The following is an 11,616-nucleotide window of genomic DNA, read 5'->3' on the forward strand; positions in this document are numbered from 1 at the left end:
CGGTTACACCCGAGTTCGACTTGCCCTGGAATGACGGTTAGAAATGCAGCCGCCTACCCTGCCGTGTTCGAGGTCTCGCCGTCGGTGGGATCGATTTTTCTGGTTAAGCCGCGCATGCAGCGTGGCCTGGTCGAGTTCGCCTTCCCACCAGGCCACGAACACCGCGGCAATACCGTTGCCGATGATATTAGTAAGGGCGCGCACCTCGCTCATAAATTTGTCGATCGAGAACACGATTGCCATGCCCGGCACCAGCACCGGATTAACCACTGAAAGCGTCGCCGCGAGCGTGATGAAGCCGGCCCCGGTGATACCGCTTGCGCCTTTCGAAGTCAGCATCGCCACAACGAGAATGGTCAGCTGCTGGCCGAAGCTGAGATCGACCCCGAGCGCCTGCGCGATAAACAGCGTTGCCAAGGTCATGTAGATGTTGGTGCCATCGAGGTTGAAGGAGTAGCCGGTAGGCACCACGAGGCCGACCACCGGCTTGGAGCAGCCCAGCCGCTCGAGCTTCGTCATCAACTGCGGCAGCGCACTTTCCGAGGACGAGGTGCCGAGCACGAGCAAGAGCTCATCCTTGATATAGGCGATAAACTTGAAGATCGAAAACCCGACGAAGCGCGAGATCAGACCGAGCACGACCACCACGAACAGCGCGGCCGTAGCATAGAACAGCGCGACGAGACCGATCAGATTGCCGAGCGCCGATGGTCCGAACTTACCGATCGTGAAGGCCATGGCCCCGAACGCGCCGATCGGCGCTACCTTCATGACAATGGCGATGACGCCGAACACCGCGTGCGCCGCGTCGTCGATCATGCCACGCAACTTTGCGCCGCGCTCACCCAGCGCCATCAGCGAGAAGCCGAACAGAATCGCAAACAAGAGCACCTGCAGGATATCGCCGCGCGCCAGCGCGCCGACCACGGTGTCGGGAATGATATTGAGGATGAAATCGACGCTTTTCGAGGCTTCCGCCTGCTTCACGTAGTTGGCGACGGCTGCGGCATCGGGCTTGGCCGCAAGGCCGCGGCCGATCTGAAAAAGATTGCCCATCACGAGGCCGAGCACCAAGGCAAAGGTGGAGACGATCTCGAAATAGACAAGCGCCTTGAGGCCGACCCGGCCGACCTTTTTCGCATCCTGGATGTGCGCGATGCCCGAAACTACGGTGCAGAAGATGATCGGCGCGATCAGCATCTTGATTAGCTTAATGAAGCCGTCACCGAGCGCCTTGACCCAGTCGTTGGTCGCGAGCGACGGCCACAGCCAACCGACGAGGACGCCAATCAGAATCGCGATCAGCACCTGAACGTAGAGGATTTTGTACCAAGTTCGCGACGCCCGCGCGGGCGCCGCTGTTGCGATGGTGATCATGACGCTCCTTCCCATACGAACTCGAACACCGAGCCGTCGCGCGTTGAGAGGCGACGGCATCAGACGAGCCTTTCATGCCAGCCGTGTCCGATTGAAGACGACGATGTCGGAAACCCGACAGCCTGCAGCGTGATTCCAAAGGCAGGCTGGCTGTTACGTGTTTTTTCTCTCGATAAGCAAGACGCGCACCACGCGCGAAGCCATGCGGCCGTCAACCCGCCAGACGGTGAACCGACACTCTCCTGACTAGCTTGGCCGAACGCCGGAACCGTTCGTGCCGCCGAAGGCAGAGGCGTTGTTCAGCGCCACGCGCACCTTGCGCTGGCGCAGCACATTGGACGTGGCGTCGAGATCGACGAGCTGCTTGCAGTCGATGTCATGCTCCGATAGCGCTTTGAGGTCGGCGCCGATCCTGACCTTCAGCTCGTAAAGCTCGGAATCGACGATCGGGCCGATGGCGGTGCGGCCTTCGCGCATCTCTTTCACGATGGAGGCGGCGCAGGTGTCTAGGCCGCACAGCCCGCCCATTCCGGTAATGACGACGCTCCTCTCCATTCAGGCCTTCTTAGCGAGGAAGCCGTGGACAGCTTCAACCGTGTCGCCGATATGCTTGAGGTTCGACCAGGCATCATCCGTGTTCATCTCGATCTGCATGCCGTTGGACTGTTCCAGGTCGTAGATGAGGTCCGTCAACTCCGGCGACTGGATGCCACGGAAGGTAAGTTCCGTGGCGATCGTTGTCTCGCCGCCGCCCGCGGGTATTCCTTGGTTTTTGGCGATGTTCCTTCGCGAGTTTGCCATCCTGTTGCTTCCATCAGGCGCCTCGACGCGAACGCGACGCCGTTACTCAGCCGAGCCGCGTCGCCGATAGAAGCAGTGACGTGGTGGGCGTCAGGTGCTGTTGCCAATGCAACATTCCGCAACATTGGTAAAATTGATTTTTTGGATGGTATGCATCCACGCTGCGTATCAATTCCTCGCGCAGGACAAGAAAGTCGCACCCTGGCCGCCCTCTACAGCGGCCGGCCCCCTCGGGTGCGAGTCGACCGCCTCCGGTCTGTCGCCAGCCATCGAGGCCGCGATGGGCGCGGCCCGGGAAAGTGAAAACAAAGACACGATAATGGCGACGATCGGCACCTTCACCCCGAGCGGCAATGGCTTAGGTCACGTGCAAGAATGTGTCCTTTAACGCTGAGTTTGGCGGTCTTGCACGCAGACGTCCGAGTCAAACGTTCCCGCAGCGAAGCGAGGACAACGCTTGACGCGGCGGCGACACCACAAACTTTTCCATTGGGTGCAGGCGAAGTCCTGCACCCCTGCCACGTGGCGAACGGGGGAGCGCGAGGGGAACACCTCGCATCTAAAAGAAGACTCGCGCCGTAGGCGCTCCGCTTATGTTTTATTCAGGTTCTGTCATCTGTTGGTTTCATCGATCGGGTAAGCACTTGGACGTGGTGATGTCCTTTTGCGCCTCCGGGTGCGACGCCTCCGGAGGCGCGGGATGGTTTCGATCGTGCGGGCGACCGCCGGCGTCGACGGGATTCCAGGCTTTCCCATTTTGCTCGATGCGCAGATGTCGATCATCGAGCCGGCTTTCGGCTATTTGCTCGAGCTTTCCACAATCCCCGGCCGTTCGCATGCGACGGAGACGCTGCGGACCTACAGCGAGCACCTGCATGACTGGTTCGATAGCCTGGAGCAGAGCGGGCTCGACTGGCGGCTTGCCGACGAGGGAACGATTGTTGCCTACCGCAACAGGATGCTCTCGACTGCGAGCCCTCATACGGGCCGCCCTTACGCCCGTTCAACCGTGAACGATCGTGTCCGGACGGTTTGCCGCTTCTATTCGTGGGCGCATCGAGCGGTCTGATCGACACTCTGCCGTTCGATTATGTCGATGTGTCGCTCCGGTCGGCGCGCCAGGGCATGTTGGCACATACACGCTCGGCCCGGCGAGAAGCTGTCACCATCATGCGGCCCTCAAATATCTCGACTTCCAAGGGATCGAGCTGCGAGACATCATACTCGTTGACGAACTCGTCGCTGCGGCGGCGGAGGCCGCAGATCGCGGAGACAGCTATGTTCTCCAATGCAGCGCGCACCTGAATGTCCACCTCCTAACCGAGAAATTCCGCAATCGGCTGCAGGTCGTGGACACCTTCATACTGCCTACTCAAAGCATCGCGGTCGTCAAACGCAAGGATGTGAAGGAGCCTCGGACGCTGGGACTCCCCGAGCCAACGGTGGGGTATATCGACCCAAAAGCATGGAATAAGCTGATTTTCGAAACAACAAAGCCGGTTGTAGAGAAAAAACTCCTTGAAGGCCTGTATGATGCGGGGGTTGCTTACAGCAGATCGGCGCTCGAACATCCCGACGAGCTTGAGATCATACAGGAGATTGGCGAGGTGGTGACGACGTGGCTGCTATACGGCCCTCGTCCCCGCTATTCGGGCACGATTATCGCCAGCCCCTATCCTGAGTTGCATGACCTGCTGCCTTGAACACATCACAATAAGCTGAACGAGCACCGTCATGAGCTTATCCCCTCCCGATACGCGAACGAAACTGATTCTTGCCGCTCTGACGATCGCTGCGTTCGCGATTGGCCTAGATACGTTTGTCATCATCGGGGCACTCGAAGTGATTTCTCGTGACCTCAAGATTTCAACCGGCGCGGCGGGCTGGATCATCTCGATCTACGCACTCTGCTACGCCGTTTTCGCACCGCTGAATGCCTGGATGTTCAAGGCCGTAAGCCGCCGCAATGTCCAGATCCCATCCGTTTCAATCTTCATCGTCGGCAACCTGATCTGCGCAATCGCTCCGAACTTTCTAACCCTCGCTGCAGCTCGCGTCATTTCGGCCTACGGCGCAGCGATGTTCACCCCGGCGGCCACCGCACTGGCGGCCGAGCTCCTGCCGCCCGCTCGCAAAGGGTTGGCATTGTCCCTCATCTTCGGTGGCATGACCGTTTCACAGGTTGCGGGTGTTCCGGCGACCAGCTGGATCGCTGATGCCATCGGCTGGCGTTTCGCCTTCGGTTTCGTCGTCGTTACCGGGCTTCTCGCATTGCTGATCTTCGCCCCGATGATGTCCGGTGTCTCTGCCAAGGCGCCGGAGCGCGGAAACGGCCCGGCTTCGAAAGACTTCTCCAAGGTCGTCTACGGGATTCTTTCGGTTACGCTATTTGTGGTTGTCTCCGAGTTCATTGTTTACTCCTATGTGAGCGTCTTCATCACCGGTTCTCTGCTTACCGGAGTGCCGCTGCTCTCAGCCGCGCTCTTTGCGTACGGTTTTGGAGCTGTGACGGGAAACGCAGCGTGCGGCTTTCTGACCGACCGTTTCGGCCCCTACAAAGTCCTTATTGCGGCGGTCGGCGCACAACTAATCCTTCTCGTGGGTTTGGTTGCATTCGGGCACCATAGTGCCTTAACCGTGCTCATTGCTTTTCTTTGGGGCAACGTGAGCTATATGTATCTCGTCCCGATCCAGCACCGGCTTCTCGGTCTGGCCGGGGACAGGTCGAAGCTCGTTCTGGCAATGAACAGCTCGACCACCTTCGCAGGAATCGCCATCGGCGCTTTTCTCGGCGGCATCCTCGTCGAAATCAGCGGGGTCACATCCCTTGCTGTAGGGTCCATCCTGATTGGCCTCATCGGCGTCGGACTGGCTGTTGCCTTCATGCGCGATGTCGCACCTGCAGAAGCTGCGACTCCGGCATTCCTTAGGTTCGACTAGGGCACACGACCCTATGAGCCAATAGGCAACATTACTCAGCTTCGCCCCGATTCGCCGTGATGTCCTTCGGCAAGTGCAGAGTTTGGAATGGGTAAGTCGACGAATGGAGGCAATCCCCGCGGCGGCGACCACTTACGCTGAAGACCAAGAGGAAGTCTGACGCAGCGTAGTTTGAGCGGACGCCCGTGGTTTAACGGACCTTGGGGATGCTCCCTTCAAGCCGGCTGGGCGAGGCAGTCGACCGCCTGCCGGACCTGAAGACTACGCGTCGGCAAACGTCCGCAAGTGGGAAACGGAAGCTCGCTCCAGCGCCTTGGCGCTAGCGGGGTTTCTCCATGCCACTGGAAATCGAAAGGTGCTGGCGGCGCGATCCTTTGCGCAAACAATTCGCCTGAACCCAAAAATGTTTTCTTACGCGAATTCGCGGTTTATGCCACACGTTCTTTGTCCCAAATTCTAAGCACACCGTCTCGTATCGATCCTGGGTCGACAAGTGGCCGGCTTCAAACACTGTCCTGAGAGGCCCGCGGCAGTGCTGTGTTGGAACACGCCCACGGACGAGTTCGGCGCTACTCACGTGCTCAATGACTCTGGCCGTCGACAGTCACTTGACGGAGCGTTTTTTCGATGAAACTCCGACTTGGAGATAGATTGAACGATGACGAGCGAGAAAATTAGTGGCGTGGAGTGGGACGGAAACGTATTGGTCGGCTGGGTTTCGATCAACGGGTCTCCGATCAGGATTGCGGTCGACCAGGACACCGTTCACCGACATGGCCCAGCTACGACGACACGCTCACCTGGAAAATCAAACTTCACGGAGCCGAAATTCTTGAAAGGATGATCCCATTTTTGCGTACGACCAATGGATGATGCTCACTGCAACACGCGTCAAGCTTGAACCAGGGCTTTACGAGTTGAATGCGCAGTCCTGGAGATATCAGGCCGTTCCGCTCCCAAACTTGCCCCCTCATTGGAGTAGGCCCCTGGCGCCGGACAGGGTTGAATTTAAGATTTGACCGCTATGCCGGGCAAGGACGGAAGCCCATTGCCAAGCATCGAATTCACAGCCTGGAGTTCAAACGTCAGGTCGCGCAAGAGTTTCTCGCCGGCGAGACCTTGCACGGTCTGGCGAACCGCTACGATCTGTCGCGTAATCTGATCCGGATTTGGATCCAGAAGTCCGAGGCCGGCGCCCTCGATGAGGCCGCCGTCGCGGCCGACCTGGTCGGGCAGTACGAGCGCGGATAGCTGCCGCTATGAACAGCAGCCGCGGCTGAAAAGTGCGCCTACATCCGTGATTGTCGGCCCGTCGGGCCTTCCATCGCGGAAGGATGCCGGCTGATAGGGATTGCCCGCTCGACGTATTACGAGGCCTTGCCGGCGACGACCGATGACACCGCGATCGTCGCAGCGATGGCGGCGATTTGCGAGGAGTTCGAATGCTTCGGGTGGCGGTCCGTGCGCGCGGCCTTGCGGCAGCGGTGGATGATCGTCAACCGCAAGAAAATCAAGCACCTCATGCGCGAGCATGGTCTCCAGCCGAGGTCTGTCGCCACCATGTCGCAACGACCGATAGCGATCACGACCAGCCGATGTATCCCAATCGTGCGAAGGACATGACCGTTAATGGGCCCGACCAACTGCGGGTCGTCGACGTTACCTACGTCGCGAACGCAGTCGGCTTCGTCTATGTAGCCGTCATTCTCGACGCGTGGTTGCGCCGTGTGGTTGGTTATGCGATCAGCCGTTCTAGGGGTCAATATTGCAGACGATGACGTAATTGCGGTCGGCGCCCGCGGCTCGAAAGGTCCGCTATGTTCAAGCCTTCCGCAATCTCGCGAATCGGAGGGGACTATGAAGCAATATGTTGGGCTGGACGTCTCGCAAAAAGAAACGTCAGTATGCGTGGTCAACGAAGTGGGTCAGGTCTTGTTCGAGGGAAAGGCCAAGTCCGACCCGGGGGCGCTGACGGCACTGCTTCGCAGGCGAGCGCCACAGGCGGAGCGCATCGGATTCGAGACCGGGGCGATGGCGAGTTGGCTCTGGCATGAACTTCGTAGGGTTGATCTTCCGGTGGTCTGCATCGACGCGCGTCATGCCCACGCGGCTTTGTCCGTACGCATGAACAAGAGCGATCAGAATGATGCTCGAGGTTTGGCCGAACTGGTGCGGGTCGGCTGGTATCGAGAAGTCAAAGTCAAGAGCGAGGAAAGTCAGAAGATACGCGCGATACTCGTCGCGAGATCTCGGCTCGTGGCCATTCGTCGAGATATCGAGAACCAGGTCCGCAGTTTAATCAAAGAATACGGCCTGCTCTTCCCACGTGCGATCGGACGGCAGTTTCGCAATCAGGTCTGCGAGCTATTGGGCGAGGATCATCAGCTCCGCGGTGTGATCGCGCCGCTTCTGTCGATCCATGAACAGATCTGCAAGCAGCAAAGCAAGTTCGACGACGAAATCCGCCAATTGGCGAAGTCAGATGAGACGACGCGCCGCCTAATGACGGTTCCTGGTGTCGGCGTGGTGACCGCCTTGACCTTCCGCCATACGATCGACGACCCATCGCGCTTCCGATCGGCATCAAGTGTCGGCGCCTATCTGGGTCTTACGCCTCGACGCAACCAGTCTGGCGAAACTGACATCAATGGCAAGATATCACGATGGGGCGACCGTCTTCTTCGAACTTACCTGTACGAGGCGGCGACCGTCCTGCTTTATCGAACGAAGAAATGGTCCTCTCTCAAGGCTTGGGGCATGAAGCTCGCCAAGCGAATTGGCATGCGAAAGGCAAAGGTCGCCATCGCGTGCAAAATCGCCATCGTTCTTCACTGTATCTGGGTCGATGGCACATCCTTCGACTGGGGCCAGGCAAAGGAAGCCTGATCCGATTTTGTAAACTTCCTGGTCCGGTCTGCCGGACTGGCGATGTCCCGCTGGGACGGTGTTGTGGCGACCTCGTTCATTCGGCTGGTGGCGGCTTGACTGTACTCCGCTGCAGACGTTGAGGCGTCCGACCCGGACATCATCATGAGGCGCTGCGCGACCTCGGAAAGGACCATGACCCCAGCGAAGACATCAACAAGCGGGGCAATCTAATGCCATGGCCGGCAGGGCAAGTATCAGCCGCGCCCGCGCCGTCTCCGCAATCCGGACCAGCTCCGACGGCGCGAGCACTACCACCGTGCCGTGGGCGAGTTCAGAAATGTAAGCTTGACAACAAACTGCAATTAAAGGGCCGAATGACAACCACGTCCCAGATCGGTTCGTTCACCCGCAGCAACGATCCCCCTACACCGGCATCGCAAGACGCTTGCGATCAACGCCAAGGCGCGACTCGTCCCCAGCGATCCCGCCTCCGCCAGCGACAAGGCGCCAGACCTGCGCGTGATCGTCTCCGGGGTCGAGATCGGTGCCGCCTGGCGCCGGACCTCGAAGGACAACCGCACCTACCACTCGGTTAGGCTCGACGATCCGTCCCTCACCGCGCCCATCTACGCCAACCTCTTCGAAGGCGACGATGGCACGGTATCCGTGCGAAGGTGCGCCAGGCACTGGCGGATACCCGGCCCGATCTCGATGATTCCGAGGTCGAAGCACATTTCGCGCAACGCCGTACCGCTGCGCTTCGAAAAAAGTGGCGGAGCATGAACGGTGGAACTCGTCTGGTCGCGATTCGCGCTGTCCGATCGCGATGGGCATTTTCAGCTACATCGAAGCCGAGAATCCCCGTGCAGCGGTTCATGTTGATGAACAGATTGCCGATGCCGCGCGGCGCCTGCTCGACTTTCCTGACAGTGGCCGGCCCGGGGCACGTCGCTGGCACGCGCGAGTTGGTCATCCCGCGCACACTTATGTCGCGGCCTACCTGGTCGACGGTGATACTGTTCGCATCTATTGCGTGCTTCACGGTGCGCAGATGTGGCCCGACGAACTTACCAATGACGATTGGGGCCGGCTCCGTGCAGTATCCTGCGACCGGAGCTGGATCTCTTTTTCTTGAATTGGATGCCCAAGTCGCAGTCAGGCTACGACAACTTTCATTAATTTAAATCGGGAAGGCCTGCTCCAGTTTTAGGGTTCGATCGATCTGCGGGATGCCCCGCAACGTGCAACGAGTGAGACCTCGGCGCTATACGCCGCGGGCAAATCGCGCCAGCTTCGGACGGATTGGTTCCCTCAAAGCTTTGAGAAGCGACTGATGAGCTTTGGATCAGAAATCCGATCGATCAATCGCCGAAGGATCGTCAAATTTGTCGTTCACGCTGATGAACGTGATTCGATAATGCTTGGCCTTGATCGTCATGTTCTCCTCCGCGCTATCGACCCGTCGGATGCGAACCCATTAGCGAGGAGGAAAGCGGAGATTCATAGAGGTGAGTGTTCGGAGCTCGCGGTCAAGCTGTGATGCGAGATGTTAGCCCAAGATGTTTTTCGGCTGCGGCAGAGAGCTCGATACCCTCACCCGGGCGGCCGGAAACATGACCGGCTATACCAAGAAGATCGACCATCTGCTTCAACGCGTCGGCTTGATTGACACACCTCTCCGGAAGCTGCGAACGTCAGACTTTTCGGGCTGAAAGGCCTCAACTAGAACTGGCACGGCGCTCGCAGGATCGCTGTCGCCACATACGAAAATATCAGCGGCCGCGTAGGACCTCTCAGGCCAAGTATGTAAGGTAATGTGCGATTCAGCCAACAAGGCTATTGCGGAGACGCCGTGACCCGGACAAAACTTATGAACGTGAAGGTGGAGTAATGTCGCACTCGCCGCACGGATGGCTTTTCGGATTGCGTCTTCCGCAATGGCCGGATCGTCGAGGTTTTTCGCTCCCCATAGCTCGATGAGCATATGCGTCGCACCGGTGGACAGAGCCGGTGGGGCTTCCTTCTCATTATCAATAGTCATTAAGAAATCTCCATTGAATTATCGGCCCAATAAGCTGAGCTATTCGGGATTTAGGCGACGAGGTGATCAAGCGCTTGGTTTGCCGGCACTTGGATGCCCGCGATGCCGTCCTTGAAACTGACAACTGCGACGACCTTCGGCGACTGATTTGTGCCGTTGAGCCAAAGTCCTTGATGCGGCGATCACCAGCTTGAACACCATCGGCGTGGCGTTGGTTGGCGACAAGGAGCCCTTCGTCCGCACGGTCCTGTATCGCCGCGTGGCGAACACGCTCTCGATGAGATTGGTGGTGGTGCGCAAGTGATCCCAATGTTCGGCAAGAAAATCGTAGAATGCCAGCAGTGCGTCGCGGTCGTTGACCAGGCATTCGATCGCCCGGCCGTACTTGGCCCAACACTTCTCGGCGAAGACGTCAATCGCCGCTTCGGCGGACGCTCGGTTCGCGCCCAATAGACCTCGCGCAAATCCTTCTTCATGGTGGCCTGCACAGAGAGTGGATCTTGTCCAGGACGTTCACAGTCTTGTGCACCCAGCATCGCTGGTGGCGTGTGCCGGGAAAGACCTCGTCGAGCGCCTTGTAGAAGTCGAGCGCGCCGTCGCCGACATCGGCCAAACTCGTTGTTATTGATGCCGTCGCCTTGATTGTTTTGCCAAGCCACGCCTTTCTTGAGGTCGGCCAGCGTGTGGCCCTTCGCGCCAAAAGCGTAACCGAGGCGACCGGCCCCGGGGACAAAGACGTTTGGACTTGCCTTGCAGTTTGCGCTCATTACTGTGCCGGAGGCTGCGAGGCAGGTATCTGTGCCGTTGGAGACAGCACCGCTGGCATCGAGTTGAGGCCAAACACCCAGCTATTCTTCTGCCAGTTGTAGCCGATCTGGCCGCCTGCCAGGAACACAGGAGAATCGACGCCGCCGCCATAGACTGACGGACCGTAGGGATTACTAAAGGATTTTTGGCCGTAACCAACGCCTACGCGCCCGCCAATATATCCTCCGGACCAGCTCCACAGGGCCGATGGCAGTTGTACTGCTGGCTCAAGGTCCGCCGAATTGGCTGCACCGCTTGCCGCCAGCGCAATCGTTGTCGCTCCCCAAAAACGAACTCCAGATCGCATCAAACACTCCGCGGCGCTTTTCCGATCCACAACCGAGCGCCTTCAAGCTGGCATCGGTGATAGCACCGCGACTGAAGCAAGCAGCGTGCCGCTTGGAAATTGAGGGGTCTCCAGTTACTTCGTACCGGGTGCATGCGTCAGGTTGTGGACAATGGTCTTGAAGCTGACAATCTCGCTGTAGCGTCCGACAGTATGCTGCGCAGCAGGAAGCCGCCTCTTTTGCTGCAGCAGTAGAAGGAGACTTTTGTTCGCCTGGACAGAATTTCGATCTCACCTATCGAGGCTCATGCGAAACGGTGAACGCCAAGGGATATTACCGACGAGCGGAGCCGGCCTGGACGCTAGACCCGTCTACCCGCACAGGGATCGCACCTGCTATGCCGCGCGTTGTCGAAGTCCGCTCGTGGGAAAGTCGCCACGAGCGATCAATCACGCAACGCGACACGCGCAGGAAAGGCTCATCATCAGCGTCTTC

13 protein-coding genes and 3 pseudogenes are annotated in these 11,616 nt (G+C 58.8%); 9 read left to right on the plus strand and 7 right to left on the minus strand.

Features of this window, described 5'->3' with window-relative positions:
- Positions 1–3: 3 nt before the first annotated feature.
- From ACFXS9_RS22495 to ACFXS9_RS22505, 3 genes and pseudogenes are all read right to left on the minus strand, one after another.
- Positions 4–1,377, minus strand: a complete 1,374-nt coding sequence (locus tag ACFXS9_RS22495; RefSeq protein WP_392692150.1) for a dicarboxylate/amino acid:cation symporter — start codon at positions 1,375–1,377, stop codon at positions 4–6.
- Positions 1,378–1,727: 350 nt separating this feature from the next.
- Positions 1,728–1,932: pseudogene (locus ACFXS9_RS22500) on the minus strand (beta-ACP synthase); the annotation flags it as partial.
- The gene (locus ACFXS9_RS22505) at positions 1,933–2,178 is read right to left on the minus strand and encodes an acyl carrier protein (protein ID WP_392692153.1); all 246 of its coding nucleotides are present in this window, start codon (positions 2,176–2,178) and stop codon (positions 1,933–1,935) included.
- 106 nt (positions 2,179–2,284) lie between these two features.
- Here ACFXS9_RS22505 and ACFXS9_RS22510 point away from each other — a divergent pair, with 106 nt between their 5' ends.
- Both ACFXS9_RS22510 and ACFXS9_RS22515 read left to right on the plus strand, forming a co-directional pair.
- A complete protein-coding gene (locus ACFXS9_RS22510; RefSeq protein WP_197427531.1) occupies positions 2,285–2,566 on the plus strand; it encodes a hypothetical protein in 282 nt (93 codons plus the stop codon).
- 312 nt (positions 2,567–2,878) lie between these two features.
- A complete protein-coding gene (locus ACFXS9_RS22515; RefSeq protein ID WP_392692156.1) occupies positions 2,879–3,247 on the plus strand; it encodes a site-specific integrase in 369 nt (122 codons plus the stop codon).
- 19 nt (positions 3,248–3,266) lie between these two features.
- Here the strand turns inward: ACFXS9_RS22515 and ACFXS9_RS22520 are convergent, their stop codons facing one another.
- Positions 3,267–3,479 (minus strand): hypothetical protein, encoded by a 213-nt coding sequence (locus tag ACFXS9_RS22520; RefSeq protein ID WP_392692158.1) that lies wholly within the window; start codon positions 3,477–3,479, stop codon positions 3,267–3,269.
- Between the two features lie 48 nt (positions 3,480–3,527).
- Here ACFXS9_RS22520 and ACFXS9_RS22525 point away from each other — a divergent pair, with 48 nt between their 5' ends.
- From ACFXS9_RS22525 to ACFXS9_RS22555, 7 genes and pseudogenes are all read left to right on the plus strand, one after another.
- The gene (locus ACFXS9_RS22525; RefSeq protein ID WP_392692161.1) at positions 3,528–3,881 is read left to right on the plus strand and encodes a hypothetical protein; all 354 of its coding nucleotides are present in this window, start codon (positions 3,528–3,530) and stop codon (positions 3,879–3,881) included.
- A gap of 31 nt (positions 3,882–3,912) precedes the next feature.
- Positions 3,913–5,118, plus strand: a complete 1,206-nt coding sequence (locus ACFXS9_RS22530) for an MFS transporter (RefSeq protein WP_392692164.1) — start codon at positions 3,913–3,915, stop codon at positions 5,116–5,118.
- A gap of 1,002 nt (positions 5,119–6,120) precedes the next feature.
- Entirely contained in the window at positions 6,121–6,369 is a 249-nt protein-coding gene (locus ACFXS9_RS22535) for a hypothetical protein (RefSeq protein WP_392692167.1), read from the plus strand.
- Between the two features lie 165 nt (positions 6,370–6,534).
- The gene (locus ACFXS9_RS22540; protein ID WP_392699956.1) at positions 6,535–6,741 is read left to right on the plus strand and encodes an IS3 family transposase; all 207 of its coding nucleotides are present in this window, start codon (positions 6,535–6,537) and stop codon (positions 6,739–6,741) included.
- Between the two features lie 234 nt (positions 6,742–6,975).
- Entirely contained in the window at positions 6,976–8,004 is a 1,029-nt protein-coding gene (locus ACFXS9_RS22545) for an IS110 family transposase (protein ID WP_392692170.1), read from the plus strand.
- Between the two features lie 356 nt (positions 8,005–8,360).
- Positions 8,361–8,646, plus strand: a pseudogene (locus ACFXS9_RS22550) (DUF736 domain-containing protein); the annotation flags it as partial.
- Positions 8,647–8,812: 166 nt separating this feature from the next.
- Complete coding sequence (locus ACFXS9_RS22555) at positions 8,813–9,121, plus strand: type II toxin-antitoxin system RelE/ParE family toxin (protein ID WP_392692173.1); 309 nt, start codon at positions 8,813–8,815, stop codon at positions 9,119–9,121.
- 513 nt (positions 9,122–9,634) lie between these two features.
- Here ACFXS9_RS22555 and speD read toward each other — a convergent pair.
- The 3 genes and pseudogenes from speD to ACFXS9_RS22570 form a co-directional block, all read right to left on the minus strand.
- Complete coding sequence (speD, locus tag ACFXS9_RS22560) at positions 9,635–10,027, minus strand: adenosylmethionine decarboxylase (protein ID WP_057902803.1); 393 nt, start codon at positions 10,025–10,027, stop codon at positions 9,635–9,637.
- A 50-nt stretch (positions 10,028–10,077) separates the two neighbouring features.
- Positions 10,078–10,655, minus strand: a pseudogene (locus ACFXS9_RS22565) (transposase); the annotation flags it as partial.
- A 138-nt stretch (positions 10,656–10,793) separates the two neighbouring features.
- Positions 10,794–11,141, minus strand: a complete 348-nt coding sequence (locus ACFXS9_RS22570; RefSeq protein WP_392700348.1) for a hypothetical protein — start codon at positions 11,139–11,141, stop codon at positions 10,794–10,796.
- Positions 11,142–11,616 lie beyond the last annotated feature (475 nt).

The sequence above is a fragment of the Bradyrhizobium sp. RDI18 genome (assembly GCF_043203335.1).
Lineage (GTDB): Bacteria > Pseudomonadota > Alphaproteobacteria > Rhizobiales > Xanthobacteraceae > Bradyrhizobium > Bradyrhizobium retamae.

Coding starts and splice junctions, on each gene's coding strand:
- ACFXS9_RS22495 (WP_392692150.1), bottom strand. CDS start 1,377: ATGATCACCATCGCAACAGCGGCGCCCGCGCGGGCGTCGCGAACTTGG.
- ACFXS9_RS22505 (WP_392692153.1), bottom strand. CDS start 2,178: ATGGCAAACTCGCGAAGGAACATCGCCAAAAACCAAGGAATACCCGCG.
- ACFXS9_RS22510 (WP_197427531.1), top strand. CDS start 2,285: ATGCAACATTCCGCAACATTGGTAAAATTGATTTTTTGGATGGTATGC.
- ACFXS9_RS22515 (WP_392692156.1), top strand. CDS start 2,879: ATGGTTTCGATCGTGCGGGCGACCGCCGGCGTCGACGGGATTCCAGGC.
- ACFXS9_RS22530 (WP_392692164.1), top strand. CDS start 3,913: ATGAGCTTATCCCCTCCCGATACGCGAACGAAACTGATTCTTGCCGCT.
- ACFXS9_RS22540 (WP_392699956.1), top strand. CDS start 6,535: ATGGCGGCGATTTGCGAGGAGTTCGAATGCTTCGGGTGGCGGTCCGTG.
- ACFXS9_RS22545 (WP_392692170.1), top strand. CDS start 6,976: ATGAAGCAATATGTTGGGCTGGACGTCTCGCAAAAAGAAACGTCAGTA.
- ACFXS9_RS22555 (WP_392692173.1), top strand. CDS start 8,813: ATGGGCATTTTCAGCTACATCGAAGCCGAGAATCCCCGTGCAGCGGTT.
- speD (WP_057902803.1), bottom strand. CDS start 10,027: ATGACTATTGATAATGAGAAGGAAGCCCCACCGGCTCTGTCCACCGGT.
- ACFXS9_RS22570 (WP_392700348.1), bottom strand. CDS start 11,141: ATGCGATCTGGAGTTCGTTTTTGGGGAGCGACAACGATTGCGCTGGCG.